The 26,512-nt window shown below is 71.7% G+C and carries 24 protein-coding genes and 1 pseudogene; 7 read left to right on the top strand and 18 right to left on the bottom strand.

What is annotated here, in order from left to right:
• Positions 1–333 precede the first annotated feature (333 nt).
• From ACFWPS_RS13065 to ureA, 6 genes are all read right to left on the bottom strand, one after another.
• A complete protein-coding gene (locus ACFWPS_RS13065; RefSeq protein ID WP_383704204.1) occupies positions 334–1,464 on the bottom strand; it encodes a hypothetical protein in 1,131 nt (376 codons plus the stop codon).
• A gap of 100 nt (positions 1,465–1,564) precedes the next feature.
• Positions 1,565–1,720 carry a hypothetical protein gene (locus tag ACFWPS_RS13060; protein ID WP_383704202.1) on the bottom strand — a complete coding sequence of 52 codons (156 nt, stop codon included), beginning with the start codon at positions 1,718–1,720 and terminating at the stop codon, positions 1,565–1,567.
• 45 nt (positions 1,721–1,765) lie between these two features.
• Complete coding sequence (locus ACFWPS_RS13055) at positions 1,766–2,365, bottom strand: TetR/AcrR family transcriptional regulator (RefSeq protein WP_383704200.1); 600 nt, start codon at positions 2,363–2,365, stop codon at positions 1,766–1,768.
• A gap of 42 nt (positions 2,366–2,407) precedes the next feature.
• Positions 2,408–3,445, bottom strand: coding sequence for an agmatine/peptidylarginine deiminase (locus tag ACFWPS_RS13050; protein WP_383704198.1), 1,038 nt, complete (start codon positions 3,443–3,445; stop codon positions 2,408–2,410).
• Between the two features lie 24 nt (positions 3,446–3,469).
• Positions 3,470–5,182, bottom strand: coding sequence for an urease subunit alpha (locus ACFWPS_RS13045; RefSeq protein WP_383704196.1), 1,713 nt, complete (start codon positions 5,180–5,182; stop codon positions 3,470–3,472).
• Positions 5,179–5,880, bottom strand: a complete 702-nt coding sequence (ureA, locus tag ACFWPS_RS13040; RefSeq protein ID WP_383704194.1) for an urease subunit gamma — start codon at positions 5,878–5,880, stop codon at positions 5,179–5,181. Before ureA ends, ACFWPS_RS13045 begins: the two co-directional genes overlap by 4 nt.
• Positions 5,881–6,188: 308 nt before the next feature.
• Between ureA and ACFWPS_RS13035 the strand changes: the two are divergent.
• Positions 6,189–6,986: pseudogene (locus tag ACFWPS_RS13035) on the top strand (cytosine permease); the annotation flags it as partial.
• 337 nt (positions 6,987–7,323) lie between these two features.
• A complete protein-coding gene (locus ACFWPS_RS13030; RefSeq protein WP_383704192.1) occupies positions 7,324–7,878 on the top strand; it encodes a sensor histidine kinase in 555 nt (184 codons plus the stop codon).
• A 58-nt stretch (positions 7,879–7,936) separates the two neighbouring features.
• Here ACFWPS_RS13030 and ACFWPS_RS13025 read toward each other — a convergent pair whose 3' ends face one another.
• The 5 genes from ACFWPS_RS13025 to ACFWPS_RS13005 all read right to left on the bottom strand — a co-directional run bounded on the left by ACFWPS_RS13025 (position 7,937) and on the right by ACFWPS_RS13005 (position 13,075).
• Positions 7,937–8,155: a hypothetical protein gene (locus ACFWPS_RS13025; protein ID WP_383704190.1), complete on the bottom strand. Its 219-nt coding sequence runs from the start codon at positions 8,153–8,155 to the stop codon at positions 7,937–7,939.
• A gap of 1 nt (position 8,156) precedes the next feature.
• On the bottom strand, positions 8,157–9,458 hold the full coding sequence (locus ACFWPS_RS13020) for a KamA family radical SAM protein (protein WP_383704188.1): 1,302 nt from the start codon (positions 9,456–9,458) through the stop codon (positions 8,157–8,159).
• Positions 9,459–9,477: 19 nt separating this feature from the next.
• Complete coding sequence (locus ACFWPS_RS13015; protein WP_383704186.1) at positions 9,478–10,551, bottom strand: hypothetical protein; 1,074 nt, start codon at positions 10,549–10,551, stop codon at positions 9,478–9,480.
• A 156-nt stretch (positions 10,552–10,707) separates the two neighbouring features.
• Positions 10,708–11,796: a branched-chain amino acid aminotransferase gene (locus tag ACFWPS_RS13010; protein ID WP_383704184.1), complete on the bottom strand. Its 1,089-nt coding sequence runs from the start codon at positions 11,794–11,796 to the stop codon at positions 10,708–10,710.
• A gap of 235 nt (positions 11,797–12,031) precedes the next feature.
• A complete protein-coding gene (locus tag ACFWPS_RS13005; protein ID WP_383704182.1) occupies positions 12,032–13,075 on the bottom strand; it encodes a 3-isopropylmalate dehydrogenase in 1,044 nt (347 codons plus the stop codon).
• Positions 13,076–13,207: 132 nt separating this feature from the next.
• Between ACFWPS_RS13005 and ACFWPS_RS13000 the strand changes: the two genes are divergently transcribed.
• The gene (locus ACFWPS_RS13000) at positions 13,208–14,764 is read left to right on the top strand and encodes a purple acid phosphatase family protein (protein ID WP_383704180.1); all 1,557 of its coding nucleotides are present in this window, start codon (positions 13,208–13,210) and stop codon (positions 14,762–14,764) included.
• A 115-nt stretch (positions 14,765–14,879) separates the two neighbouring features.
• Here the strand turns inward: ACFWPS_RS13000 and ACFWPS_RS12995 are convergent, their stop codons facing one another.
• From ACFWPS_RS12995 to ACFWPS_RS12985, 3 genes are all read right to left on the bottom strand, one after another.
• A complete protein-coding gene (locus tag ACFWPS_RS12995) occupies positions 14,880–15,011 on the bottom strand; it encodes a hypothetical protein (RefSeq protein ID WP_015493350.1) in 132 nt (43 codons plus the stop codon).
• 274 nt (positions 15,012–15,285) lie between these two features.
• Positions 15,286–15,825, bottom strand: a complete 540-nt coding sequence (locus tag ACFWPS_RS12990) for a GNAT family N-acetyltransferase (protein ID WP_383704178.1) — start codon at positions 15,823–15,825, stop codon at positions 15,286–15,288.
• Positions 15,826–15,870: 45 nt separating this feature from the next.
• Positions 15,871–16,566, bottom strand: coding sequence for an SDR family NAD(P)-dependent oxidoreductase (locus ACFWPS_RS12985; RefSeq protein WP_383704176.1), 696 nt, complete (start codon positions 16,564–16,566; stop codon positions 15,871–15,873).
• 88 nt (positions 16,567–16,654) lie between these two features.
• Here ACFWPS_RS12985 and ACFWPS_RS12980 point away from each other — a divergent pair, with 88 nt between their 5' ends.
• Positions 16,655–17,515: a helix-turn-helix transcriptional regulator gene (locus ACFWPS_RS12980; RefSeq protein ID WP_383704174.1), complete on the top strand. Its 861-nt coding sequence runs from the start codon at positions 16,655–16,657 to the stop codon at positions 17,513–17,515.
• A gap of 100 nt (positions 17,516–17,615) precedes the next feature.
• Here ACFWPS_RS12980 and pruA read toward each other — a convergent pair whose 3' ends face one another.
• On the bottom strand, positions 17,616–19,247 hold the full coding sequence (gene pruA / locus ACFWPS_RS12975) for an L-glutamate gamma-semialdehyde dehydrogenase (protein WP_383704172.1): 1,632 nt from the start codon (positions 19,245–19,247) through the stop codon (positions 17,616–17,618).
• A 62-nt stretch (positions 19,248–19,309) separates the two neighbouring features.
• A complete protein-coding gene (locus tag ACFWPS_RS12970; protein WP_383704170.1) occupies positions 19,310–20,236 on the bottom strand; it encodes a proline dehydrogenase family protein in 927 nt (308 codons plus the stop codon).
• Positions 20,237–20,377: 141 nt separating this feature from the next.
• Between ACFWPS_RS12970 and ACFWPS_RS12965 the strand changes: the two genes are divergently transcribed.
• Positions 20,378–21,676, top strand: a complete 1,299-nt coding sequence (locus ACFWPS_RS12965) for a PucR family transcriptional regulator (RefSeq protein ID WP_383704168.1) — start codon at positions 20,378–20,380, stop codon at positions 21,674–21,676.
• A 109-nt stretch (positions 21,677–21,785) separates the two neighbouring features.
• Positions 21,786–22,370, top strand: a complete 585-nt coding sequence (locus ACFWPS_RS12960) for a hypothetical protein (protein WP_383704166.1) — start codon at positions 21,786–21,788, stop codon at positions 22,368–22,370.
• A 43-nt stretch (positions 22,371–22,413) separates the two neighbouring features.
• On the opposite strand, the gene ACFWPS_RS12955 is transcribed toward ACFWPS_RS12960, so the two are convergent.
• A complete protein-coding gene (locus ACFWPS_RS12955; RefSeq protein ID WP_383704164.1) occupies positions 22,414–22,989 on the bottom strand; it encodes a TetR/AcrR family transcriptional regulator in 576 nt (191 codons plus the stop codon).
• A 97-nt stretch (positions 22,990–23,086) separates the two neighbouring features.
• Here ACFWPS_RS12955 and ACFWPS_RS12950 point away from each other — a divergent pair, with 97 nt between their 5' ends.
• Positions 23,087–24,613: an MFS transporter gene (locus ACFWPS_RS12950; protein ID WP_383704162.1), complete on the top strand. Its 1,527-nt coding sequence runs from the start codon at positions 23,087–23,089 to the stop codon at positions 24,611–24,613.
• 128 nt (positions 24,614–24,741) lie between these two features.
• Here ACFWPS_RS12950 and serA read toward each other — a convergent pair whose 3' ends face one another.
• Entirely contained in the window at positions 24,742–26,331 is a 1,590-nt protein-coding gene (gene serA, locus ACFWPS_RS12945) for a phosphoglycerate dehydrogenase (RefSeq protein ID WP_350786784.1), read from the bottom strand.
• Positions 26,332–26,512 lie beyond the last annotated feature (181 nt).

Here is a 26,512-nt window from a genome sequence, read left to right as displayed (position 1 = left end):
CCTAGGCTCCTGATGTCTTTTCTCGGTCGTACCGGAATGACCGGCTCCACCGTCCCTCAATGGTCCCTCGCGCCTCGCCGTCCGGCTGTAGGTGGGCCGGAAAACGAAAAAACCCCTCGCGGGTGCGAGAGGTCTGCGCGCGGGTCGAGGACGACGATGGCCACCCGTACCTGGTCGTACGTGGTGGTCACTGCGGACCGGCGCGCCTGCTGCCAATAATCATGGCGAACGAGAGCACGGAGGCAGTCTGGCACAGCCCTGCCCCCGGCTCACTCACCGTCTCAGGATGCGGTCGTCACAGACGGTGACATACGCCACAGGCGATACGGTCCGCTACCGCAGATGCCTTACGAACGCGTCCTGTTCGCCGTTGCCGTCCCCGCGCGGGTTGAGCGTGCCGTCGTAGGAGGTGAAGGCGACACGGCCGGTCGTGACAGCGCCGGGGGCCACGTGCCCTTCGGGGGCCACCAGGGTGCGGGTGCCGGTCCGCAGGTCCCGCACGTAGACCGGGTAGGCGGCACCCTCGTGGGTGGTGAGGGTGACGAGCCGGCCGTCCGCGCTCACCGCCGCGTCCCGTCCGTAGCCCTGGATACGGTCGTTGACGCCCGTGGCAATGTGGTGCACGAACACGTTCCAGCTGTTGTCGGTGTCACCCGGAACCAGGTGGGTGTCGGCCGATTCGAAGACGACGGTGCGGCCGTCGGCGCTCAGGGCGGGGTTCAGGGACTCACGGGTGGTGGGCGAGCCGTCGGTGGAGCGGTCGATCTGGGTGTACCGGCCGGTGGAGCGGTCGTAGAGCCGGATGTCGCTCCAGTCGTCGCCGCGCGGGCCGTTGGAGTAGGTGTACTGGTAGACGATCCGGCGGCCGTCGTCGCTGACGGTGGGGGCGGCGGCGCTGCGCGGCTCCCAGGTGGGCCTGGGCCGGCTGATCCGTTCGGTGGTGTGCTTGTCGCGGTCGCGGAGGAAGACGACCGGGCCGTCCGCGTCGCCGGTGGCGGTGAAGACGATGTAGCGGGCGGTGCCGCTGAGGTAGGCGTGGCTGCCGGGGCCGAAGCCCGCCGGGAGGCCGGTGTCGAGGCGCTCGGTGCGGCCGGTGCGGCGGTCCAGCAGACGCAGGCCCTGGGACGCGGTGGTGTAGGCGAGGTAGCGGCCGTCGGCGCTGAGCGACGGGTCGGTGCCGTCGGCCGCGTGGGTCAGCTTTCCGGTGCGCAGGTCTCGGACGAGGACTCCGCCGTGCGGGGCGCCGGGGAGGAGGTCGGTGGCGGTCGAGGCGAAGGCGGCGTAGCGGCCGTCCCGGCTGATGACGGCTCCGGTGGCGGGGCCGTTGCCCGCCTTGCCGGAGGGCGTGACACTGATCGGTTCGGTGCGCGGGGCGGCGGCGGGTGCGGCGGCGGCCGTCGCCCCGGTCGCGGCCAGGGTGACGGCGGCGACCAGGGCGAGGGCGGCGCGGGTGCGGACGGTCAAGGTGCTGATCCCCCGTGGTGTGCTGGCGAGTCGGAGAGGAAGAACCCCTGCGGGATCCCTCCACCGGGACGAACGCGCAGGCGGGGCCGGCGGACACGGCTCAGCGGTGCAGGGAGCGCACGAAGACGTCGGCCACGGCGTCCCGGTCGCCGCGGACCAGGTTGCCGCCGGCCGGCACGAACGGCACGTAGCGGCCGTCGGCGCTCAGCGCGGGTGCGGTGGGGGCGGGGTCGGCCTGCCGGCCGTCCGGTCCCACGCCGACCCTGGTGGTGGCGGGACGCGAGGCCGCGGCGGCGGAAGGTCACGCGGCCGCGAGGAGATCCGCTTCCAGGAACTCGCGCACATGGCCGAGAACCTGCGCCCGGTCCGTGCCGCGCAGCCCGATCGCCACATGGATGGAGAAACCGTCGAGCAGGGCGCGCAGGCGGGCGGCGCACCGGTCGGGGTCGACGGACCGGAACTCGCCGCGCGAGATGCCCTCCGCGACCAGCGCCACCAGGTCGCGGTGCCAGGCGCCCTCGATGGCGGCCTGCCGGTCACGGGCCGCCTCGTCGGCGTTCTGCGAGCGGTTCCAGACCTCCAGCCAGAGCGTCCAGTGCGGGTCCCGGTGGCCCTCGGGCACGTACAGGTCGACGTAGGCGTCGAGGCGCTCGCGGGCGGTGCCGCGCCGGGTGAGCAGCCGGCCGCGCTCGGCGCCCAGCCGGCCCTCGCTCCACTCCAGGGTCTGGAGCAGCAGTTCGTCCTTGGAGTGGAAGTAGTAGAGGAGGTGGCCGCTGCTCATCCCGACCTCGCGGCCGAGCGCGGCCATGGTGAGCTTCTCCAGGCCCCGTTCGGCGATCATCGTCATGGCGGCGGCGAGCACCTCCTCGCGGGGCGGGGCCTGTCTGCGCCCACCGGCCATCTTCGGCTCCTCGAAGTACGACTAGAACCAGATCTTCCAGAACTAGATCTTCGGCTGCTGCTGGGTGATGCAGTGGATACCGCCACCACCCGCGAAGATCGTACGGGCGTCCACCAGCGTCACCGTCCGCTCGGGGAACAGGCGGCGGAAGATCCCGGCGGCGATCTCGTCACGCGGGTCGTCGAAGCCGCACAGCACGACCCCGCCGTTGCAGAGGTAGTGGTTGATGTAGGAGTAGTCGGCCCAGTGGCCGTCGGCCTCCAGGACGGTCGGAGCCGGCACCTCGACGACCTCCAGGGTCCGGCCGCGCGCGTCGGTCTGGGACCGCAGCAGGCCGATGACCTCCTTGGTCACCTCGTGGTCCGGGTGCGCGGGGTCCGGCTGGGAGTGCGCCACCACGACTCCCGGGCGGGCGAAGGCGGCGACGATGTCGACGTGCCCGAGGGTGCCGAAGCCGTACGGGGGGTAGTCGCCGGTGAGGCCGCGGGGCAGCCATATCGCCTTGCGGGTGCCGAGCATCCCGTGGATCTCCGCCTCGACCTCCTCCCTCGTCCAGCCCGGGTTGCGCTCGGGGCCCAGCTGCACGGTCTCGGTCAGCAGGACGGTCCCCTCGCCGTCGACGTGGATCGCACCGCCCTCGTTCACCAGCTTCGAGGCGTACGTCCGCGCGCCCGCGAGGTCCGAGACATACGCGGCGATCTTCGCGTCGTGCTCCCAGCGGGCCCAGTGCTGGGCGCCCCAGCCGTTGAACGTCCAGTCCACGGCGGCCAGTTCGCGTCCGTTGGTGAGGAAGGTGGGGCCGATGTCCCGCATCCAGGCGTCGTCCAGGTCACGCTCGACGGTGTCGACGCCCGGTCCGAGCAGCGTCTGCGCCTGTGCCGACTGACCGGGGCCGCACACCACCGTCACCGGTTCGAAGCGGAGGATCGCGCGGGCCACCGACGCCCAGGCCGTCCGGGCGGCGATGAGGTCGTCGGCGTCGTCGAAGGTGGGGTTGGGGCCCGGCCACGCCATCCAGGTGCGCTCGTGCGGGGTCCACTCGGCGGGCATCCGGAAGCCGTCGGAGGCAGCCTTGTTCATGGGGGTCCTTAGAGGCTTTGACATTTACAGGAAGTACAGGCGGTTGAGGGAGACGGAGTCGGCCGGCTCCGAGCTGAGCGGCTCGCCGTCGAGGGTCACCAGGCCGGTGCGCCGGTCGACGTCGACGGCTCCGGTACGGGAGTTGAGCCGCAGGTCGGCCGGGCCGATGCCGCGGGTGCCGCGGACGGCGACCCGGCGGCGCCGGGTGGGCATGGTGTCGTGGCCCTGGTCGAGGGCGGCCTGTGCCACGAACGCGACGGAGATGTCGGCGGGGGTGGCGCCGTGCGCCCCGAACTGCGGCCCCAGGACGAGGGGTTCGCAGGTGTCGGTGGCCGCGTTGGGATCGCCGGTGACGCCGAACGCCGGGAAGCCGGCCTTCAGCACCAGCTGCGGCTTGGCCCCGAAGTACTCCGGCGCCCACAGCACGATGTCGGCGAGCTTGCCCACCTCGATCGAGCCGACCTCGTGGGCGAGGCCGTGGGCGATCGCGGGGTTGATGGTCAGCTTGGCCATGTACCGCAGCACGCGCTCGTTGTCGTGGCCGTCGTCCGGGGCGCCGAGCTCGGCCTTCATCTTGCCGGCCATGGCGAAGGTACGGCGGACGGTCTCCCCCGCCCGGCCCATGCCCTGGGCGTCGGACGAGGTGATGCCGATCGCGCCCAGGTCGTGCAGGACGTCCTCGGCTCCCATGGTCCCGGCGCGGATGCGGTCGCGGGCCATGGCGGCGTCGCCGGGCAGGTCGGTCTTCAGGTCGTGGACGGAGACGATCATCCCGTAGTGCTCGGCGACCGCGTCCCGGCCGAACGGCAGGGTGGGGTTGGTGGAGGAGCCGATGACGTTGGGGACACCGGCCATCTTCAGGACGTTGGGCACGTGCCCGCCGCCACAGCCCTCGATGTGGAAGGCGTGGATGGTGCGGCCCTCAAGGACCCGCAGGGTGTCCTCGACCGACAGGCACTCGTTCAGCCCGTCGCTGTGCAGGGCGACCTGGACGTCGTGCTCCTCGGCGACCCGCAGGGCCGTGTCCAGGGCGCGGGTGTGGGCGCCCATGTCCTCGTGCACCTTGAAGCCGGAGGCTCCCCCCTCGGCCAGCGCCTCGACCAGCGGAGCCGCGTGTGAGGACGAACCCCGCCCGAGGAAGCCGATGTTGACCGGCCAGGCGTCGAAGGCGCTGAACGCGTGCTTGAGTGCCCAGGGCGAGTTGACGCCGACACCCCACACCGGCCCGAACTCCTGGCCGATGATCGTGGTCACGCCGGAGGCCAGCGAGGCCTCCATGATGCGCGGCGACAGCAGGTGGACGTGCGTGTCGACGGCCCCGGCGGTGGCGATGAGTCCCTCGCCGGACACGATCGAGGTACCGGTGCCGACCACGACGTCCACCCCGTCGAGGGTGTCGGGGTTCCCGGCCCGCCCGATCGCGCAGATCCGCCCCTCGCGGATCCCGATGGACACCTTCCGGATCCCCAGCACGGCGTCGATGACGACGACATTGCTGACGACGACGTCACAGGTCTCGCGGACGGCGGCGGCCTTGAGGTGCAGCCCGTCCCTGGCCGTCTTGCCGAAGCCGGCCAGGAACTCGTCGCCGTAGCGCTGGGAGTCGGACTCGACGCGGATCACGAGCCCCGAGTCCCCGAGGCGGACGCGGTCGCCGGCGCGGGGGCCGTGGGTGGCCGCGTACTCGTGCGGGGTGAGGCGGCGGGCCTCGGCGGGGTGCCCTCCGGGACGGCTCATCGCTCGGCCTCCTCTGCCTCTCGTACGCCCAGGTATCCGCAGGCGGCGGCGCGGCGCAACGCCTCCGCGCGGGCGCCGGGCGCGTCCAGCGGCCCGTCGACCAGCCCGGCGAAGCCGATGGCGACCCGGCCGCCGCCGATCGGTACCAGGCCGACCTCCAGCGACTCCCCCGGCCCGAACCGCACGGACGACCCGGCGGGCACGGCGAGCCGCAGGCCGTAGGCCGCGGCGCGGTCGAAGTCGAGGCGCGGGTTGGCCTCGAAGAAGTGGAAGTGCGAGGTGACGGAGACGGGCACGGTCGCGGTGTTGGTGACGGTCAGCCGTACGACCGCCTCCGGGTCGGCGTGCTCGGGCCCCGGCAGCAGCGCGCCGGGCGCGTCCTCGCCCAGTCCCCCGCCCCCGATCGGGTCGGTGACGACGGCGAGCCTCGACCCGTCGTCGAAGACGGCCTCGACGTGCACCTCGGTGACGATGTCGGCGACGCCGGGCAGCACGTCGGCCGGGCCGAGGACGGAGCGGGCCGCCTCGATCGCCTCGGCGAGCCGCCGGCCGTCCCGGGCGGCCTCGCAGACGGTGTCCGCGATCAGCGCGGTGGCCTCCGGCACGTTGAGCCTGAGGCCCCGCGCGCGGCGGGCACGGGCCAGCTCGGCGGCTCCGAAGAGCAGCAGCCGGTCACGTTCCGTGGGGGTCAGTCGCACGTTCGGGTACCTCCTTCGCTTCCTCGACTTAGAACACCACTCTAAATGTCGGATCACGAGAAGGGAACCATTGACATCGACTTGCGAGTCGCCCACATTGAACCCGCATTGAACGTTGCTCTAACTCTCAGCCCGGATGTCCCCGATGGCCGTCGAAGGAGACCAGCCATGCCGATAGAACAGCGCGGAGTCGACACCATCCCGGACGGGATGGGGGTACCTCCCGCGCTCGAACGCAGTTGAGAGCGTGGGGGAGCACCAGCGGGCCGAAGGACCTGGTCTCGATCCTGCTCGGCTCCAACCTCTGCCTGGGCGTGATCATCTTCGGCTGGCTGCCGCCGTCCTTCGGGCTCGGCTGGTGGGCGTCGGTGACCGCGATCGTGGCACGGGCGGCGGCGGACTACGCCGGCCCGCTGGTGTCGGCCTCCCCCGCCTGGTACCTGGTCCCGCTCCTGCTCTCCGCCTCCGCCGGTTCGGTCGGCAACGCGGGCCTGATGCTGTACTCGATGGGCCTGGACCTGGACGCGATCCTGCCCCGCGCGTCCCGCGCCCGCGCCACCTACACGGTCGCGATCGTCGCCACCGCCTGCGTCTTCGCCGGCCTCCCCAAACGCTCGGCTTCGCTCGCGCCCGGGGGGACCCCCATCGCCTGGAACGCGCAGTCCGCGATGACGTCCTTCGTCCTGCTGCTCACCGCCATCGGCACCGCGTGGGCGGTCATCACCCTGATCGGCTTCGCCCGCTGCCGTGGCGTGTACGACGCGGACGCCCTGCAGGTCTTCAACCGGCGCTCCCGGGGCGGAATCTACTGGTACCGGGCCGGCTGGAACGTACCGGCCGCGGTGTCCTGGGAGCTGGGCGCGAGCATCGGACTCCTGGCGGTGTCACTCCCGTCGTACGAGGGTCCGCTGCTGACGCTGACGGGCGGGGTGGACTGCAGCTTCCTGCTGTCGGGGCTGGTGGGCGGCGCGGTCTATCTGCTGCTGCAACTCCGGAGCAACGGCAGCCCGGTCCAGGTTCCCTCAGCCCGTCTGGGCGTACCCCCTCTCGGGGAGTCTGAGGACGAAGGCCGGACAGAACCACTCACCAGCCCGTCCGGCGTCTGAGGACGAAGGCCGGACAGAACCACTCACCAGCCCGTCCGGCGTCTGAGGACGAAGGCCGGACAGAACCACTCACCAGCCCGTCCGGCGTCTGAGGACGAAGGCCCGGCAGAACCACTCTCCAGCCCGTCCGGCGTTTGAGGACGAGGCCGTTCAGGCCGAAGGGGGGTCCGGGGGCGCAGCCCCCGATAGCGCCGCCACCCCCACGGCGCCGGCACCCGTCAGGAACCCAGGTGATCGTCGAGGAAGCCGAGCAGCTGGTCGACGACCTTCCGGGTGGTCCAGGGCTCGGTCATCGAGGCGGGCATCCCTATGGCCCCGTCTCCGTGACCGGCGCCCGTTGACCGAGACCCGGCGGCTCGACGGTTTCGTCAGCGACCTGCTGCGGCTCGCCCGCCTCGAAGCGGACGACTTCCGCCTCGACATCCGGCGCACCGACCTGGGCGCCCTGGTCGAGGAGGCCGCGGAAACCTGGTCGCGGTTGTGCGCACGCCACCACGTCGGCTTCCGCCTGGAGCGCCCGAACTCCCCGGTCCTCGCCGACACGGACGGGTTCCGCGTCCGGCAGATCGCCGACGGGCTGTTGGAGCACGCCCTGCGCATGACCCCGGAAGGCAGCCCCCTCGTCCTGGCGCTGCGCGCCGAAGGCGGCCACGCCGTCATCCAGGTCCGCGACGGCGGGCCCGGCCTGTCCGACGACGACGCCGCGGTCGCGTTCGAGCGGGGCGTGCTCCGCGACCGCTACCGGGACATCCGCCCCGTCGGCAGCGGCCTCGGCCTGGCCATCGCCCATCGCCTCACCACCCGGCTGGGCGGCACCATCGCCGCCGGCGGCCGGGGACCCGAGGGCGGCGCCTGCTTCACCGTCTCGCTGCCGGGCGGCACAGCGGGCTGATCGGACCGCCCCGCCGAAACCCGGGGCGCAGTCTCCAGCGGTCGCCGGAATACAGTCGTCAGCTGCGCAGCAGACCGACGCCCGACATACTCGCCAGGATCACCCCCATCGACGCCACGAAGCAGGCCAGGGCGATCGGCACGGTCTCGGAAAGCGGGGTACCCGTTCTCGTCTTGACGATCACTGCGGCGAGCGCGGCCACGACGGACAGTGACATTGCGACGATCAAGGAAAGCCAGGCCACCGCGGCCGTGGGCTGAGACGACAAGGTGTTCATGTCAGCCCGCCTCCAGCCCCGGCAGGAACCGGCTCGCCCCGAACGCGGGTTTCAGGTCGGTGAACCAGGTCGCCCCCTCGTCGTACGCGGCGAAGAAAGGGCGGCCGACCAGGTCCGGGTCGCGGGCCTGGATCAGGTGGAGCGCGAAGACCTTCTCTCCGGCCACCTCGGTGACGCCGTCCACGCAGACCTTGCCGGGCATCGCCGACATGACCGGGCCGCGGACCGTGCGGGCGAGGCCGGAGACGCGGGCGTAGGCGTCGCGGAAGATGGCGTGGCCGCGGGCCAGCGGGACGCCGAAGTAGCCCTGGGGACCGGTGTCCCGCTCCACGAACTGGTAGTACGGCACCGCGCCGAGCGTGGTCGTCTCCTCCCATAGCTCGGCCCAGGCGTCCGCGCTGTCGTTGATCCCGGCCACCAGCGGGCCCTGGCAGCGGATCACGGCCCCGGTGTCGCGGACCCGCCGCATCGCCTCCCGGACGACGGGCGGGCGCAGCTCCTGCGGGTGGGTGAAGTGGGCCATCAGGGCGAGGTGCCGGCCGCTCGCCACCACCTCCTCGAAGAGGCGCAGCAGGTCGTCGGCATCGCGGTCGGTGGTGAAGCGGTACGGCCAGAAGGCGAGGGACTTGGTGCCGACGCGGATCGAGCGGACGGTGTCGATCCGCAGCAACGGCTCGATGTAGCGGCGCAGCACCTGCGTGCTCATCACCAGGGGGTCGCCCCCCGTGACCAGGATGCTGGCGACCTCGGGGTGGGCGCGCAGATAGGAGCCGGTGGCCGCGATGTCGTCGGTCGCGATGCGCAGGTCCGCCTCGCCGACGAACTGCGGCCAGCGGAAGCAGTAGGTGCAGTAGGCGTGGCAGGTCTGGCCCTGGCGCGGGAAGACCAGCAGCGTCTCCGGGTACTTGTGCTGGAGTCCGGTCAGCCGCTGCCCCTCGTGCACGGGGACGTTGGCGTCGAGCTGGCCGGAGGGGTGCGGGTTGAGCCGCATCCGGATCTCGTGCGCGGCGCGCTGGATCTCGGCGCGTGGGGCGTCCCGGCCCAGCAGGTCGGCCATCCGGCGGACGTCGGACGCGGGCAGCATGCCGGTCTGCGGGAAGGTCAGCCGGAAGACGGGGTCCTCGGGCACCGCCGACCAGTCGATCAGCTCGTCGACGACATACGCGTTGGTACGGAACGGCAGTACCGAGGAGACCGCCCGCAGCGCCAGCCGCTGGTCGTCCGTCAGGGGCATGCGCCGCAGCAGACCGTCCAGATCACGGGGCGTGAAGGCGCGAAAGCGGGGGTGGTGCGCTGAGCTCATGTGTGGCGGGGCCCTCTGTTCATTCCGTGACCAGGACCGTGGACGGCCGCAACTCCACGAAGGCGGCCGCCTGCGCATCGTACTTCTCCCCGAAGTGCTGGATGAGCCGCCGATGCAGCTCGCTCTCGTCGTCGACGACGATGACGTCGTGCGCGCCTGACCCGCTCAGCGCCTCGCTGAAGGCGCTGAGTTGGTCGAGCCGGTGGCGGGCCAGGTAGGTGACGAGGTCGGGGGCGGCGACGTACAGGCGGTCGTCGAGGAAGACGAAGTGGCAGACGAACTCCCGTCGCCCGTCCGTGGCGTCGACGAGGGTGACGGGGAGGCGGGTGAACCGTTCCATCGGCTTGCCCTGCTGCCAGAGTTCGTCGAAGCGCTGCTCCACGAAGGTGCCCAGCGGGGAGCGGACCGCGACCTCCAGCTGGACGCCCTCGCCGGAGAGCCGGCCGACGGTCAGGAAGGAGACCAGGCAGCGCTCGTCCCAGCGGTAGAGGGTGACACCGGGAGAGGTGGAGCACAGCCGTACCTCAAGGAGCTGCCGGGAGGTGGCGTCGAGGCGGCGGGCGAACGCGTCCAGGGTGCGCAGGTTGCGCATGATGTCGCGGCGGATGTCGGCGCTCTGCTCGCCCAGTTCACGGCCGCGCAGGATGACCGCGAGGGAGTCGGGGTCCAGGAGCAGGATCTGCACCCGGGCGCCGCTCGTGGTGGCGGATCTGACGCCCCGGAACAGGCGCTCGGAGAACTGCGGTCCGAACAGGTTGGAGAAGGTGTCCAGGACCTTCACGTTGGAGGTCGAGCCGTACACCTGCGCGGCGAACCACTCGTAGTCCAGCCGGGTGTGCTCGCGGACCCGGCCCTCCTGGGCCCGGGATATCAGCGGGCCGATGACGAACACGGTGACGACCACGCCGACGATGTCGGTGCCGAGGTTGAGGGCGAGGTTCTGCCCGTAGTTGTCCATCGTCGAGGCCCGCCACAGCAGCAGCGCCGCGACGGCCGTGAGCAGGGCGAGCACGGTGAGGCTCTGCGGGCGGCGCGGTGTGCGTAACGTGCGCATCAGCCAGCGCAGCCGCGGCATCGGCGATCGTCCGCTCACGCGTGCTCCCTCCCCCGTGGACTCAGGAGATACCCGTACGGGGGAGGTGATACGCGTCGAACGTACAGCCGAAGATCGCCCGACGGTGCGACCGACGGGACGACCGGCGGCGCGACCGGTGGTGTGACGGCGCGACCGGTGGTGTGACCGGCCGGATCAGCCGAGCCGGTGCATCCAGCCGTGCTTGTCCTCCACCGTGCCGCGCTGGATGTCGAGAAGCGCCTCGCGGAGCTTGAGGGTGACCTCGCCGGGCTCGCCGCCCGACTGCTGCCACTCGGCGTTCGTGCGCTTGACCGTGCCGACCGGGGTGATCACCGCGGCGGTACCGCAGGCGAAGACCTCGGTGAGGGTGCCGTTCTCGGAGTCGCGCTGCCACTGCTCGATGGAGACGCGGGCCTCCTCCGACTCGTAGCCGAGGTCGCGGGCGACGGTGAGGAGGGAGTCGCGGGTGACGCCTTCGAGGATCGAACCGGTGAGGGTCGGGGTGACGATCTTGTCTCCGTACACGAAGTACAGGTTCATGCCGCCGAGCTCCTCGACCCACTTGTGCTCGACCGCGTCGAGGTAGCAGACCTGGTCGCAGCCCTGGGCGGCGGCCTCGGCCTGGGCGAGCAGGGAGGCCGCGTAGTTGCCGCCGGTCTTGGCGTCGCCCATGCCGCCGGGGACGGCGCGGACGCGGTCCTCGGAGGCCCAGATGGAGACCGGCCTGACCCCGCCGGGGAAGTAGGCGCCGGCCGGGGAGGCGATGACCAGGAAGAGGTACTCGTTGGCCGGCTTGACGCCCAGGCCGACCTCGGTGGCGATCATGAAGGGGCGCAGGTAGAGGGATTCCTCGCCACCGTGGGCCGGGACCCACTCCTTGTCCTGCTGGACCAGCAGGTCACAGGCCTCGATGAAGGTCTCCACCGGCAGCTCGGGCATGGCGAGCCGGCGGGCGGAACGCTGGAAACGCTTGGCGTTCTGGTCGGGGCGGAAGGTGGCCACCGAGCCGTCGGGGCCGCGGTAGGCCTTCAGGCCCTCGAAGATCTCCTGGGCGTAGTGCAGGACGTTGGTGGCCGGGTCGAGGGGGATCGGCGCGTACGGAACGAGCTGGCCGTCGTGCCAGCCGCGGCCCTCGGTCCACTTGATCGTCACCATGTGGTCGGTGAAGTGGCGGCCGAATCCGGGGTTGGCCAGGATCGCCTGCCGCTCCGCGGCGGGCAGCGGGTGCGCGGACGGCTTGAGCTCGATCGTGGGCGTCGTCATGAGTAGGTGTCCTTCACCGGTTGTAGTGATGGGCCGCGCTCACACCCTTGTCCTAGGACGTCCGAGCATTCCCTCATGGCGGCTCCGCGTTCGATTATCGCGCGGGGGCCGGGGTGGAAGGAATCGGGGTGAATGCGGACCGGGGTAGATGGTGGCACCCGGCGGCAGGCATGGGGAAGCCACCGGGTGCGTGTGCGACCCGGCGGCTTCGAAGTACTTCGAGTGGCTCGGCGGGTCAGCCGGCTACTCGTACGGCGAGCGCGTCGCCGATCTCCGAGGTGGAGCGGGCGGGCTTGCCCTGGCGCTCGGTGAGGTCGGCGGTGACGGCCTCGTCGATACGGGCGGCCTCGGCCTCGTAGCCGAGGTGGCGGAGCAGCAGGGCGACGGACAGGACCGTGGCGGTGGGGTCGGCCTTGCCCTGGCCGGCGATGTCGGGCGCGGAACCGTGCACCGGCTCGAACATGGACGGGAACTCACCGCTCGGGTTGATGTTCCCGCTCGCCGCGACGCCGATGCCGCCGGAGACGGCCGCGGCGAGGTCGGTGATGATGTCGCCGAAGAGGTTGTCGGTGACGATGACGTCGAAGCGACCGGGGTCGGTGACGAGGTAGATCGTCGCCGCGTCGACGTGGATGTAGTCCGTCGCGACCTCGGGGAAGTCCGCGGCGACCTTGTTGAAGGTGTTCGTCCACAGGTGCCCGGCGAAGGTCAGCACGTTGTTCTTGTGGACCAGCGTGAGCTTCTTGCGCGGGCGGGCCTGGGCGCGGGCGAAGGCGTCCCGGACAACGCGCTCGACACCGAAGGCCGTGTTCACGGACACCTCGGTGGCGACCTCGTGCTCGGTGCCCTTGCGGATGGTGCCCCCGTTGCCGGTGTACGGGCCCTCGGTGCCCTCGCGGACGACGACGAAGTCGATCTGCGGCTCGCCGGCCAGCGGGGTGGCGACACCCGGGAGCAGCTTCGACGGACGCAGGTTGACGTGGTGGTCGAAGGCGAAGCGGAGCTTCAGCAGAAAGCCGCGCTCCAGGACGCCGGAGGGGACGCTCGGGTCGCCGATGGCGCCCAGCAGGATGACGTCGTGCTGCTTCAGCGCGTCGAGGTCGGCGTCGGTGAGGGTCTCACCGGTGGCGTGGTAACGCTTGGCGCCGAAGTCGTACTCCTTGGTCTCCAGCTTCACGTCCTCCGGGAGGACGGCGGAGAGGACCTTGAGGCCTTCGGCCACGACTTCCTGCCCGATGCCGTCACCGGGAATCACTGCGAGATCAATGCTGCGAGACATGTCGGCACCCTACTCCTCGTCCCATGGAATGACATGGAGTGTCCGGCATACGGACACGGCACGTCGTCCCGTCGACCGGCGTTCACCCGTATGTGTGGCTGGTGTTGGCCTGCGCTGGGCAGCTTTTCGATTATGGACATCCCCGACTTCGGCATCCCGCCGCGGCTGGCCGCCCGGATGAGCATGGCCGAGCAGTACGAGTACCTGCGCGCCCGGCTGGTGAGCCGCCGCACCCTGGTGACGGCGGGCGCGGTGGCGGGCGGCGGGCTGGTCACCGGCTGCTCCAGGACATCGGCGAAGTCGGCGAGCCCGGCACCGGCGACCTCGGCGGTGCACGGCGCGGCGGTCGTGCCGTTCGGCCGCCATCTCGCCTTCGGCGCCGACCCGCGGACGCAGATGCGGATCTCCTGGCAGGTGCCGTTCGCGGTGAAGAAACCGTTCGTACGGATCGGGACGCGCCCGGACGAGCTGGGCACACGCGTCGGCGCGGAGATCCGGCATCTGCACACGCCCGGGGTGCAGGGGGTGCGCCCGGTGGTCGAGCAGTACTACGTCCACGCGGCCCTGGACGGCCTCACCCCCGGCAGGACCTACTACTACGGCGTCGGCCACGACGGCTGGGACCCGGCCGCCCCGAACCACCGCGCCACCATCACCCCGTTCCGCACCGCGCCCGCGAGTCCGGAGAAGTTCGTGTTCACGGCCTTCGGCGACCAGGGCGTCAGCCAGGCCGGGAAGGCCAGTGACAACGCGCTGCTGAAGCAGAACCCCGCCTTCCACCTGCACGCCGGCGACATCTGCTACGCGGACGGCAACGGCGCCGGGAAGACCTCGGACGGCTACGACGCCCGTGAGTGGGACCGGTTCCTGACGCAGAACGACCCGGTGGCTCGGTCCGTCCCGTGGATGGTGACGACCGGCAACCACGACATGGAGGCCTGGTACTCCCCCGACGGCTACGGCGGCCAGTACGCCCGCTTCGCCCTCCCGGACAACGGCTTCGACCCGCACGGCGCACCGGGCGTGTACGCGTTCACCTACGGCAACGTCGGCTTCGTGGCGCTGGACGCGAACGACGTGTCGTACGAGATCCCCGCCAACCTCGGCTACAGCGGCGGGCGGCAGACCGGGTGGCTGGAGAAGAAGCTGAAGGAGCTGCGGGCGGCGAAGGGCGTGGACTTCGTCGTCGTCTTCTTCCACCACTGCGCGTACTCGACGTCCTCGCACGCCTCCGACGGCGGGATCCGGGCGGCCTGGCTGCCGCTGTTCACCAAGTACCAGGTGGACCTGGTGATCAACGGGCACAACCACGTCTACGAGCGCACGGACGCGGTGCGGGGCGGCGGGGTCGGCCGCGCGGTCCCGGTCGGCGGCTCGACCGACCCGGCCCGGGACGGGATCGTCTACGTCACGGCGGGCGGCGGCGGGCGGAACCTGTACGGGTTCCCCTCGGGGGCCAGGGACAGCTACGAGGGGCACGTCACCCGGCACGACGCGGTGGACAGCTTCCACTGGGCCAAGGGGCAGCACAACGTGGCGGAGACGGTGGAGTGGTCGCGGGTGCGGTACACCGGCTTCTCCTTCCTCAAGGTCGAGGCGGAGGCGGGTACGGCCCCGAGGCTGAAGGTGTCGGCGCTGGCGCAGAGCGGTGCGCGGATCGACCACTTCGAGGTACGGCGCGGGCAGTGATCCGCAGGGTACGGCGCGGCTGTCCCGGCCGCGCCGTACCCCGTGCGGGTGCGGCTCCCGTCGAGGGAGGTGTTACACGTGTTACCGGCGTGGGTGCCGTGTGCTCGGCGGCCGATCAGTGGCCGGTCTCGCCGCCGTTGTCGCGGCGGTCGAGGGCGCGCTGGAGGGCGGCGGCGGCGTTCTTGCGGTCGGACTCGCTCGTGCGGGACACGTGGCGGACTCGGCGGCGGACGGTCGTCTCGGCCATGGGAATCGACTCCTTCGACGTACATGGAGTACGGCAGGGGGGATACGAGACGCCGGAAGGGGCGGGGAGCGGTGCCGCAGGGGTTGCCTGCACGGGGCCCGGCTCACGACCGCCATTCGCTTGATCGAGCGAGACGTTCGGCTCCTACAAAAATAAGGGAGCGGCCCGCTTCTGTCTGCACAATTACTCGGACTTCCTACTATCTGAGACGGCGAAGCCGGTCACCCGGCTGTGAGCTGGGGATTTGACGGTTGAGACGGATGGGGCGAACGGGTTACATGACGTCGCCGTCCCGCCAGTCGAAGATCAGCTCGTGGGCGGGGTCGAGGACGTCCCCGGCGAGGCCGGGCCACACGTACACGTCCCCCTCCTCGTCCGCGAGCCGCACGATCCCCTCCTCCGGGGACACGGCACAGACCCGGCCGTCCCACCGCCGCCAGCCCCGGGCGGTGTAGAGCCGGGCCCCGTCCTCGCTGGCGGACAGCGCACCGAGGTCGTACGCCCGGTCGACGACCCCCTCCAGCGCCGCCAGCACCTGCCCGCCGAGGCCCCGGCGGCGGGCGTCGGGACGTACGCCCACCGCCTCGACGTAGCCGACGCGCAGCCAGCGGCCCCGGTGCCGGGCGCGGCGCATGACGACGGAGCCGTGGGCGGCGAGCCCGGCCTCGTCGTGGACGAGGGCGTGCAGGCCGCCCAGGCCGTGCTCCCAGTCGGTGTCGGCGAAGTCCCCGCCGAACGCCTCGTGCAGCAGGGCGCGGGCGGCGCGCAGGTCGGCGGGGGCGAGGTCGGCGGTGTGGGCGATGCGCAGAGACATGGCCCCAGTGTCGTACGGGACCACCGGGCGACGGGGCCGTACGGACTACCAGGCGACAGGGCCGTGGCGGTCGACGAAGCGGCCCGTGCCGGCGCCGGACGGCTCGGTGGCGAGGCGGACGATCGCGTCGGTGCCCTCGGCGACGGTCTGCGGACCGCTGTGGGCGTTGAGGTCGGTCGCCGTGTACCCGGGGTCGACGGCGTTGACGCGGATGTCCTTGAAGGCCTTGGCGTACTGGGTGGTGAGCATGACGAGGGCCGCCTTGGAGGAGTTGTAGAGCGGCGCCACGACCGTGGACTCGACGCGGGCCGGGTCATGGGTGACGGCGACCGACCCCAGTCCGCTGCTGACGTTGACGACGACGGGGCCCGCCGACCGGCGCAGCAGTGGCAGGAACGCGGTGGTCGTGCGGATGACGCCGAAGAGGTTGACGTCGAAGACGGCGAGGGCGTCGGCGGCGGTGAGCTCGCCCGGGTCGCCGTGCGGGCCTGCCACGCCGGCGTTGTTGATCAGTACGTCGATCCGGCCCTCGTGGGCGGCGACGTCGGCGGCCGCGGCGGCGACCGAGGCGTCGTCGGTGACGTCGATCCGGACGAACCGCGCGCCTAGCGCGTCGGCGGCCGCCGCGCCCCGCTCCGGGTCGCGGGCACCGACGAGCACGGTGTGGCCGAGTCCGGCGAGGCGGCGGGCGGTCTCACGGCCGAGGCCCTTGTTGGCCCCGGTGATGAAGGTGATGGTCATGCGTCGATCGTCTGCCCGGCGCGGAGCCGCTGCCAGGGACGCCCGGACCGTAGGAACGGCATTACCAGGATCACCGGGTTGGGGCAGGATGGAGGTCATGGCCAGGAAAGAGGAAGCCGGTCTGGGCCCGACGATCCGGGCCTGGCGGGAGCGGCTGTCGCCGGCCGCCGTGGGGGTGCCGGAGACCGGCCGGGCCCGCCGTGCGACAGGGCTGCGCCGCGAGGAACTCGCAGAGCTGGCCGGGGTGTCGGTGGACTACGTCGTACGTCTGGAGCAGGGCCGGGCCACGGCGCCGTCCGGGCAGGTGGTCGCCGCCCTGTCCCGTGCCCTGCGGCTGACCGCCGACGAGCGCGAGCACCTCTACCGCATGGCAGGCCTGGTCCCGCCGGACGGCGGTCCGATCCCCGACGACCTCCCGCCGAGTGTGTGCCGCGTGCTCGGCCGGCTCGGGGACGTCGCGGTCGCCGTGTTCACCGCGCACTGGCAACTGCTCTGCTGGAACGCCCGCTGGGCCGCGCTCCTCGGTGATCCGTCGGCCACACCGCCGGAGCTGCGCAACTTCGCCCGGGAGCGGTTCCCGGTCGGCACCGCGGACGCCCGTGTCACCTGGTGGCCGGTGCACGTCGACGACGTGGACGGCTCGGACCTCGCCGTCGTCTCCGACCTGCGCCGCGCGACCGGCCGCTTTCCGCGGGACGCCCGGCTGGCGGAGCTGATCAGGGAACTGTCCCAGGGCAACGAGCGGTTCGCCCGGATGTGGGCGAGCGGCACGGTGGCAGCCCACCGCGAGGACCGCAAGACGGTCGAGCATCCGAGGGCGGGGCCGGTTCCGGTGGACTGCGACGTCCTGACGGACGGCGACTCGGAGCTGAAGATCGTGATCCTGTCGGCGGCGCCGGACACCGGGGCCGAGGCCGGGTTCAGGGACGCGACGACGCCCACGGACTGACTGCGGCGGGCGGCACGGACCGGATCCGCCCATGGGAACGGGCCGGGAAGCCTGCTCGTGGGTCAGGCTTCCCGGCCCGTGCTCGGGGAGGGGCTGAGGCTCAGCCCATGTGCGGGTACGCGTAGTCGGTCGGCGCGACCAGCGTCTCCTTGATCGCACGGGTCAGGGTCCAGCGCAGCAGGTTCTGCGGGGCGCCGGCCTTGTCGTTGGTGCCGGAGGAGCGGCCGCCGCCGAAGGGCTGCTGGCCGACGACGGCGCCGGTCGACTTGTCGTTGATGTAGAAGTTGCCGGCCGCGTAGCGCAGCTTCTCCATCGTGTAGGCCGCCGCCGCGCGGTCGTTGGCCACGACCGAGCCGGTGAGCGCGTAGTCCGACACCGACTCCATCTGGGTCAGCATCTCGTCGTACTTGTCGTCCTCGTAGACGTGCACGGCGAGGAACGGGCCGAAGTACTCGGTGCGGAAGACCTCGTTCTCCGGGTCGCTGCAGACCACGACCGTCGGGCGGACGAAGTAGCCGACCGAGTCGTCGTAGGAGCCGCCCGCGACGATCTCGCAGGACGGGTCGGTCTTCGCACGGTCGATCGCGGCCTTGTTCTTGGCGAAGGCGCGGTCGTCGATCACGGCGCCGATGAAGTTCGACAGGTCGGTGACGTCACCCATGGTCAGGTAGTCGACCTCGGCGGCGAACTCCTCGCGGAAACCGTCGTTCCAGATGGACGCGGGAATGTACGCCCGGGAGGTCGCCGAGCACTTCTGGCCCTGGTATTCGAAGGCACCGCGGGTGAGCGCCGTCTTGAGCACGGCCCGGTCGGCGCTCGGGTGGGCGACGAGGAAGTCCTTGCCGCCGGTCTCGCCCACCAGACGCGGGTAGGAGCGGTACTTCTCGATGTTGTTGCCGACCGTCTTCCACAGGTACTGGAAGGTCCTGGTGGAACCGGTGAAGTGGATGCCGGCCAGGTCGCGGTGTTCGAGGGCGACCTCGGAGACCTCGATGCCGTCACCGGTGACGAGGTTGATGACGCCCTCGGGGAGACCCGCCTCCTCCAGCAGCTGCATGAGCAGCACGGCCGCGTGGGTCTGGGTCGGGGACGGCTTCCAGACCACGACGTTGCCCATCAGCGCGGGCGCGGTGGGCAGGTTGCCGGCGATCGCGCTGAAGTTGAACGGCGTGATCGCGTAGACGAAGCCCTCCAGCGGGCGGTGGTCGAGGCGGTTCCAGACGCCCGGGGAGTTGGCCGGGGGCTGCTCGGCCAGGATCTGGCGGGCGTAGTGGACGTTGAACCGCCAGAAGTCGACCAGCTCGCAGGGGCTGTCGATCTCGGCCTGCTGGGCGGTCTTGGACTGGCCGAGCATGGTGGAGGCGGCGATGGTCTCGCGCCAGGGGCCGGCCAGCAGTTCGGCGGCGCGCAGGATGATCGCGGCGCGGTCGTCGAAGGACATCGCGCGCCAGGCGGGCGCGGCGGCGAGGGCCGCGTCGATCGCGTCCCGGGCGTCCTGCTGGGTGGCGTGGTGCCCGGTGCCGATGACGGCCTTGTGGTGGTGCGGCTGCACGACCTGGAAGGGCTCGCCGCCGCCGAGCCGCTTCTCGCCGCCGATGGTCATCGGCAGCTCGATCGGGTTCTCGGCGAGCTCCTTGAGCTTCGCCTCAAGGCGGGTGCGCTCGGGCGAGCCGGGGGCGTAGCCGTGCACCGGCTCGTTGACGGGGGTGGGGACCTGGGTCACAGCGTCCATGGGATCCGTAACTCCTTGTACGTGAGCGGGTGTTGCAGGGCGGCGGGCGGGAGGGCGGCGCCTCAGCCCTTGCTGAGCATGGAGCGGACGAAGAAGCGCAGGTTCGCCGGCTTCTCCGCCAGCCTGCGCATGAAGTAGCCGTACCAGTCGGTGCCGTAGGCGGTGTAGACGCGCATCCGGTGACCCTCGGCGGCGAGGCGCAGGTGTTCGTCGCTGCGGATGCCGTACAGCATCTGGAACTCGTACTCGTCGGGCTTGCGGCCGGCGCGCCGGGCGAGCTCCTGGGCGATGGAGATGAGGCGCGGGTCGTGGGAGCCGACCATCGGGTACCCCTCGCCCTCCATCAGGGTCCGCAGGATCCGCACGTACGCCTTGTCGATCTCGTGCTTCTGCTGGTAGGCGACCTCGGCGGGCTCCTTGTAGGCGCCCTTGACCAGGCGGACGCGGCTGCCGGCCTCGGCGAGGCGGCGGGCGTCGGCCTCGGTGCGGAAGAGGTAGGCCTGGATGACGCAGCCGGTCTGCGGGAAGTCCCGGCGCAGCTCCTCGTGGATGGCGAACATCGAGTCGAGGGTGGTGTGGTCCTCGGCGTCGAGGGTGACGGTCGTACCGATGGCGGCGGCGGCCTCGACGACCGGGCGGACGTTGGCAAGGGCCAGTTCGTGGCCCCCGTCCAGGGCCTGGCCGAACATCGACAGCTTCACCGACATCTCGACGCGCTCGCCGAGGCCGAGGTCCTTCAGCCGCTCGACGAGCGCGAGGTAGGCGTCCCGGGCGGCGGTGGCCTGCTCCGGGGTGGTGATGTCCTCGCCGACGACGTCCATCGTCAGCTCCAGGCCGCGGCCCGTCAGCTCCTCGATGACCGGGACGATGTCGGCGACCGACTCGCCGGGGATGAAGCGGTCGACGACCTGCTTCGTCACCGGGGCCGCCGAGATCAGACGTCGCATCCGGTCGCTGCGCGACGCGGCCAGAATCACGGGACCCAGCACGGGGCACCTCCACAACACATGCCGACAGGCCGCGATCCGACGATTTGGATACGGCACGGGGAACCACCGTGATAGTCAAGGATCCCTCCGATCGTGGGCCATCGACAGCTGTCACGCATCCGTGCCGCAGATCTCAGACAGATGTATGAAGGCGGTCGGGAATTGCGGGAGAATGCCCGGGTGACGTCGGAATTCAAGGGTGACTACCAGGAGCTGGTCGACGAGATCTCGGAGCTGCTGGGCGTCCCGGCGACCCTGGAGAACCGCGACTTCGAGCTGATCGCCTTCGGGGCGTACGACAGTGAGGGCGACCTCGATCCGTCGGCGCTGGACCCGGTCCGCACCCGCTCGATCCTGACCCGGCGCTCCACGGCGGCGGTCCGCACCTGGTTCGAGGGCTTCGGCATCACCCGCGCGACCGGACCGGTCCGGATCCCGCCGACCCCGGAGGCCGGGGTGTACCGGGGGCGGATCTGTCTGCCGGTACGCCATCGGGGTGTCGTCCTCGGCTACGTCTGGCTCCTCGACGACGATCCGGGCCCGACGGACGCCCAGCTGGCCGCGGCCATGGGGGTGGCCGGGCGGATCGGGGCGCTGCTCGCGGACGAGGCGCAGGCGGGGGCGGGCCTCGGCCGGGAGCTCCGGGCGGTGCTGGTCGCGGAGAGCGGCTGGCAGCGGGACATGGCGGTGGCCGAGCTCCGTACGGCCCTCGGCGCCCGCGCGGACGGCCCGCACACGCTGGTCTGTGTCGCGCCCTGGCCGTCCGCCGACCCGGACGACGCCCCGTCCCCGCGCACGGTCCCGCACGCCACCGCGCTGTGCGCGCTGCCCTGGGGGGCCACCGGTCACAGCCTGGCCGTGCTGGTCCGGCTGCGCAGTACGGACACGGCCACCCCGGCCCTGACGGCCGCCGCCCGTCTGCTCAAGGAGGCGGAGGAGGCCAGGTCGGCGGCGGCGCGCGGCGCCGGGGCGCGGACGGCGGCGGCCGTGGCCGCGGGACTCGCCGGGCCGGTCCCGGCCGCGCAGCACTGCGCCGCGGGCGTGGGCGAGGCCCGGACCGGGCTGGCCGAGCTGGGCGCGGTCTGGCAGGAGGCGTCGGCGGCCGCCCGGGCCGCGCTGGCGGAGCCGCGGTTCGGGCCGGTCGCGCAGTGGGCGGACATCGGCCCGTACCGCCTGCTGACCGCGCTGCCACCGGAGGCGTCCCGCGACCGGGCCGTCGCCCCCCTTCTCGCCCCGGCCCACCACGAACTGGCCCGCACCGCCGAGGTCTACCTCGACCACGCGGGCCAGGCGGGCCGCACGGCCACCGTGCTCGGCATCCACCGGCAGACCCTGTACTACCGCCTGTCCCGCGTCGAGCAGCTCACCGGCCTCGACCTGGACGACGGTGAGGACCGCCTGCTGCTGCACATGGCGCTGAAGGGGGCCCGGCTGGCCTGAAGTCCGCCCCGTCGGGCGCGGTGGAAACGGTGGGGTGGCGCGGATGCCGGTCGGCGTATGCTCCGCGTGTTCACATCAAGAATCATCAGGAATGTCGGCGGGGGCGGGCATGGGCGATCCGGGTCCGGACATACGGCACGGCGAGGCGGCAGCTCCGCCGCCGGCGGCGGAGGGCGGCGCGGGCGAGCGGCCCCGGCCGGGCCGTCGGTCGGCCGCCCTGGGGATCGCGGGGCTCGCCCTGACGGGGCTCGCCGCCGGAGCCGTCTGGCTCTTCCGGGACGACCTGCCCCACCCGCTCGGCGACGAACGGGCCTGCGCCGGAAGCGACCAGCGGCTGCCGGACCGGATCCTCGTCCACGGCACGCCGATTCCCTCCGACGCCTCCGACGTCCACTACTTCACCCGGAACGGCAGTGCCGTCCTGTCCTTCCGGAGCGGTCTGCTCTCGGACTACCTGCGCAGCGCGGGCATCGTGCCGGCGGGCGCGGACCTCTTCGAGAAGAGCCATGGCAGCGTCGGCGTGGCCGGCGAGCCGTACCGGCTTCCGGACGGCCTGTGCGGGCCCGCCCTGCAGAGCCCCGTCTGGTACTACGACTCCGCCGGCGGCGTCCGGGTCACCGTCGAGCGCTCCCCGCTGTACGGAGACGCGCTCCGGTTCCCGGCCCGAGCCGTGGTGACGTACCCGCTCGGCTGACCCGGCGCACCGGCGCCACACGGCTGTCGACGCATCCGCCGCGTCAACTCCGGGTCGCGGCCTCGACGATCTGGCGCAGCCCCTCGGCGAGCGCGTCGCCGTCGGGCGCGGTCTTCGGGTCGAAGGTCCACTGCGAGATGAGGCCGGACATCAGGGTCATGTAGAAGCGGCCGAGGGTGTCGGCGGTCTCGTCGGAGACCTCCTCCTCCGGTACGCCCATCAGCAGCGAGGTCAGCCCCCGGCCGCCCTCGCGCTGGGCGCGCGCCAACTGGTCGCGCACCTCCGGCATCTGATCGCCCATCGTCACGATCTCCACGCTGAGCCGCCACATCGAGCCGGGCCCGCGCATGCTGTCGACGATGTTCGACCACACCTCCCGGAACCGTTCGAGGGAGCCGGGCGCTCCGGTCAGCCTCCCGTCGCCGCCGTCGAAGGACATCTCCTCCACCAGTGCGATGTAGGCCTGCGCGAGCAGCGCGTCCTTGGAGCCGTAGTGGTAGCCGATCGAGGCGAGGTTGGTCCCCGACTCCCTGACGACGTCGCGCGCCGTCGTCCGCGCGAACCCCTTCTCCAGCAGGCAGCGCTTGGCGCCTTCCAGCAGATCCTCACGGTGTCCCATGCGAACCACCCTATCCGGGATCCATACAACCGTCCTAGACGCATGAATTATACAAGCGTTCTAGACAAGCGTTTAAGACGCTCGTATATTCCCTGGCATGACGAACCCGACGAGCACCACCGCACCACCGACCGCCGCCTCTCTGGCCGGGCGCCGCTGGGGGTCCCCCCTCTGGGGGAGGACCGCGCTCGGCGTGCTGATGCTTCCGCTGCTCCTGGTCTCGATGGACGTCTCGGTCCTCTACTTCGCCCTCCCGGCGATCGGCGCGGACCTGCGGCCGACCGGCACCCAGCAGCTGTGGATCCTCGACATCTACGGCTTCGTCCTGGCCGGCCTGCTGATGACGATGGGCGCACTGGGCGACCGCATCGGCCGCCGTCGCCTCCTCCTCGTGGGAGCCGCGGCCTTCGGCGGCGCCTCGCTGCTCGCCGCGTACGCGGACAGCGCCGGGACCCTGATCGCCGCCCGCGCGGTCCTCGGCATCGGCGGGGCGACCCTGATGCCGTCGACGATGGCCCTGCTGCGCACGATGTTCACCGACCCCGGCCAGCGCGCGAAGGCGATCGGCCTGTGGTCCGGGGTGATGACCAGCGGGATCGCGCTCGGCTCGGTGATGAGCGGGATCCTCGTCGAGCACTTCTGGTGGGGCTCGGTCTTCCTGGTGAACCTCCCGGCGATGGCGCTGCTCCTGCTCCTCGGCCCGGTCCTGCTCCCGGAGTCCAGGAACCCCTCCCCCGGCCGCTTCGACTGGCTGAGCGTCCCGCTCTCGATGGCCGCCGTGCTCCCAGTGGTCTACGGCGTCAAGGAGATCCCCTCCGAGGGCTGGCACCCGCTCTACGTCGTCTCGATCACCGTCGGCCTGCTCTTCGCCGCCCTCTTCGTGCACCGTCAGCGCACCACCGGCTCCCCGCTGATCCCGCCGGCCCTGCTGAAGGGCCGTGGTTTCACCCCGGCGCTGGTCCTGAACCTCGTCGCCTCGCTCGCCATGCTGGGCTCGGCGATCTTCACCACGCAGTACATCCAGTCGGTCCTCGGCATGAGCCCGCTCGCGGCGGCGCTGTGGAGTCTGCTGCCCTCGGTGTTCATCGGGGTCGCGGGGCCGCTCACGGCACAGCTGGTGCAGCGGGGCGCCGACCGGGGGTACGTCGTCGCCGGCGGCTTCGCGGCCATGGCGGCCGGGTTCGTGCTGCTCGCCCTGGTCGGCACCGACTCACTGTGGCTGGTGCTGACCGGGGCCGGTGTCCTCGCCTGCGGGATGGTCGCGATCGTGTCCCAGCTGACCGACCTCGCGCTGACCGGCGCGCCGGTGGAGCGGGCCGGGACGGCGTCCTCGCTGCTTGAGACGGCCGCGGAGCTCGGCGGTGCGCTCGGCATGGCCGTGCTTGGCTCGATCGGTACGGCGGTCTACCGCCACGAGATGCCGGCCACGGCCCCGGCCGGGGCCCGCGAGACGCTGGGCGGCGCGCTGGCGACGGCGGCCCGGCTGCCGGGGCCCGCGGGAGAGGCCCTGACCCGCTCCGCCCGGGAGGCGTTCACCAGCGGGATGCAGGGGGCGGCGATCGCGGGGGCGGTGCTGCTGACGCTGACGGCGGTGGGGGCGGCGGTGACGCTGCGCAGGAGGTGACCATACAGCTGCGCAGGAGGTGACCATGCAAACGCCGGACGGGCTGATCTACTCAGCCCGTCCGGCGTTTGAGGACATGACGCGAGCCTTCCAGCCCACCGAGTCGGGTGGGCGGATGGGCAGAAAAATCAGACCAGGTTCACCGAACGAGCCGACGTCGCCCCGATCTCCGCTTCCACCTCGGCCAGCACGCCGGAGGCCACCGTGTCGTCGACGGTGAGAACGGCGAGCGCCTCGCCGCCCGCCACCGCGCGGGACACCTGCATACCGGCGATGTTGATCCCGGCCTCCCCCAGAATGCGGCCGACGGTGCCGACAACACCGGGCCGGTCCTCGTACCGCAGCACCAGCAGGTGGTCGGCGATCGCGAGGTCGACGTCGTAGTCGCCGACCGCGACGATCTTCTGGAGGTTCTTCGGGCCGGACAGCGTGCCGGAGACCGAGACCTCCTCGCCGTTGCCGAGGGTGCCGCGCACGGTGACGACGTTGCGGTGGTCGGCCGACTCCGAGCTGGTGGTGAGGCGGACCTCGACGCCGCGCTCCTGCGCGAACAGCGGCGCGTTGACGTACGACACCGTCTCGTCGACGACGTCCTCGAAGACACCCTTGAGCGCGGACAGCTCCAGCACCTTCACGTCGTGCTGGGTGATCTCGCCGTAGACCTCGACGTCGAGGCGGACCGCGACCTCGCCGGCGAGCGCGGTGAAGATGCGGCCGAGGCGCTCTGCAAGGGGCAGGCCCGGCTTGACGTCCTCGGCGATGACCCCGCCCTGGACGTTGACCGCGTCCGGGACCAGTTCGCCGGCGAGGGCGAGGCGGACGGACCTGGCGACCGCGATGCCCGCCTTCTCCTGGGCCTCGTCGGTGGAGGCACCGAGGTGCGGGGTGCAGACGACCTGGTCGAGCTCGAACAGCGGGGAGTCGGTGCACGGCTCCTTGGTGTAGACGTCGAGGCCGGCGCCGGCGACCCGGCCCTCCTTGAGCGCCGCGTACAGCGCCTCCTCGTCGACGATGCCACCGCGCGCGGCGTTGACGATCCGCACCGACGGCTTGACCTTGCGCAGCGCCTCGTCGCCGATCAGACCGACCGTCTCGGGGGTCTTCGGAAGGTGCACGGTGATGAAGTCGGCGACTTCGAGCAGCTCGTCCAGGGACAGCACCTTGACGCCCATCTGGGCGGCGCGGGCGGGCTGGATGTAGGGGTCGTAGGCGACGACCTTCATGCCGAAGGCGGACATGCGCTGCGCGACCAGGGCGCCGATGCGGCCGAGGCCGACGACACCGAGGGTCTTCTCGGCGAGCTCGACGCCGGTGTACTTGCTGCGCTTCCACTCGCCGTTCTTCAGCGCCGAGTTGGCCTGCGGGATGTGGCGGGCGCTGGAGATCAGCAGACCGCAGGCCAGCTCGGCGGCGGTCACGATGTTGGAGGTAGGGGCGTTGACGACCATCACGCCGGCCTTGGTGGCGGCGGAGACGTCGACGTTGTCCAGGCCGACGCCGGCTCGTGCGACGACCTTCAGCTTCTTGGCCGCGGCGATGGCCTCGGCGTCGACCTTGGTGGCGGAGCGGATCAGGATCGCGTCCACGTCGGCGATGGCGGGGAGCAGCTCGGCTCGGTCTGCTCCGTTGGTGTGCCGGATCTCGAAGTCCGGGCCCAGCGCGTCGACGGTGGCGGGCGACAGCTCTTCAGCGATGAGTACGACAGGTTTCGAGCTCACGTGAGTCCTCACAGGTCCAATGCGGACGGCCGTCCCGACGGCCGCAGGCGGTGGAGGTTGGCTAGCCGCGTGGAGACGCACGACGCTGTGGGCCTGACGCGTATGTAGTACGGCAGTGTAGTGCCGTGGCGGAGGGCGTCCTGCGCCTCTGCGGAAGGATCACCCGTCCGAGATTCGACGG

Source organism: Streptomyces sp. NPDC058457 (assembly GCF_042720695.1).
In the GTDB taxonomy this organism is placed as follows: Bacteria; Actinomycetota; Actinomycetes; order Streptomycetales; family Streptomycetaceae; genus Streptomyces.
This window is presented reverse-complemented; position numbering and strand designations above follow the sequence as displayed.

What these genes read in the sequence shown, in the direction of transcription:
- ACFWPS_RS13055 (WP_383704200.1), bottom strand. Translation starts at nt 2,365, where the DNA reads ATGGCCGGTGGGCGCAGACAGGCCCCGCCCCGCGAGGAGGTGCTCGCC.
- ACFWPS_RS13050 (WP_383704198.1), bottom strand. Translation starts at nt 3,445, where the DNA reads ATGAACAAGGCTGCCTCCGACGGCTTCCGGATGCCCGCCGAGTGGACC.
- ACFWPS_RS13045 (WP_383704196.1), bottom strand. Translation starts at nt 5,182, where the DNA reads ATGAGCCGTCCCGGAGGGCACCCCGCCGAGGCCCGCCGCCTCACCCCG.
- ACFWPS_RS13025 (WP_383704190.1), bottom strand. Translation starts at nt 8,155, where the DNA reads ATGAACACCTTGTCGTCTCAGCCCACGGCCGCGGTGGCCTGGCTTTCC.
- ACFWPS_RS13020 (WP_383704188.1), bottom strand. Translation starts at nt 9,458, where the DNA reads ATGAGCTCAGCGCACCACCCCCGCTTTCGCGCCTTCACGCCCCGTGAT.
- ACFWPS_RS13010 (WP_383704184.1), bottom strand. Translation starts at nt 11,796, where the DNA reads ATGACGACGCCCACGATCGAGCTCAAGCCGTCCGCGCACCCGCTGCCC.
- ACFWPS_RS13005 (WP_383704182.1), bottom strand. Translation starts at nt 13,075, where the DNA reads ATGTCTCGCAGCATTGATCTCGCAGTGATTCCCGGTGACGGCATCGGG.
- ACFWPS_RS13000 (WP_383704180.1), top strand. Translation starts at nt 13,208, where the DNA reads ATGGACATCCCCGACTTCGGCATCCCGCCGCGGCTGGCCGCCCGGATG.
- ACFWPS_RS12995 (WP_015493350.1), bottom strand. Translation starts at nt 15,011, where the DNA reads ATGGCCGAGACGACCGTCCGCCGCCGAGTCCGCCACGTGTCCCGCACG.
- ACFWPS_RS12990 (WP_383704178.1), bottom strand. Translation starts at nt 15,825, where the DNA reads ATGTCTCTGCGCATCGCCCACACCGCCGACCTCGCCCCCGCCGACCTG.
- ACFWPS_RS12985 (WP_383704176.1), bottom strand. Translation starts at nt 16,566, where the DNA reads ATGACCATCACCTTCATCACCGGGGCCAACAAGGGCCTCGGCCGTGAG.
- ACFWPS_RS12980 (WP_383704174.1), top strand. Translation starts at nt 16,655, where the DNA reads ATGGAGGTCATGGCCAGGAAAGAGGAAGCCGGTCTGGGCCCGACGATC.
- pruA (WP_383704172.1), bottom strand. Translation starts at nt 19,247, where the DNA reads ATGGACGCTGTGACCCAGGTCCCCACCCCCGTCAACGAGCCGGTGCAC.
- ACFWPS_RS12965 (WP_383704168.1), top strand. Translation starts at nt 20,378, where the DNA reads ATGTATGAAGGCGGTCGGGAATTGCGGGAGAATGCCCGGGTGACGTCG.
- ACFWPS_RS12960 (WP_383704166.1), top strand. Translation starts at nt 21,786, where the DNA reads ATGGGCGATCCGGGTCCGGACATACGGCACGGCGAGGCGGCAGCTCCG.
- ACFWPS_RS12955 (WP_383704164.1), bottom strand. Translation starts at nt 22,989, where the DNA reads ATGGGACACCGTGAGGATCTGCTGGAAGGCGCCAAGCGCTGCCTGCTG.
- ACFWPS_RS12950 (WP_383704162.1), top strand. Translation starts at nt 23,087, where the DNA reads ATGACGAACCCGACGAGCACCACCGCACCACCGACCGCCGCCTCTCTG.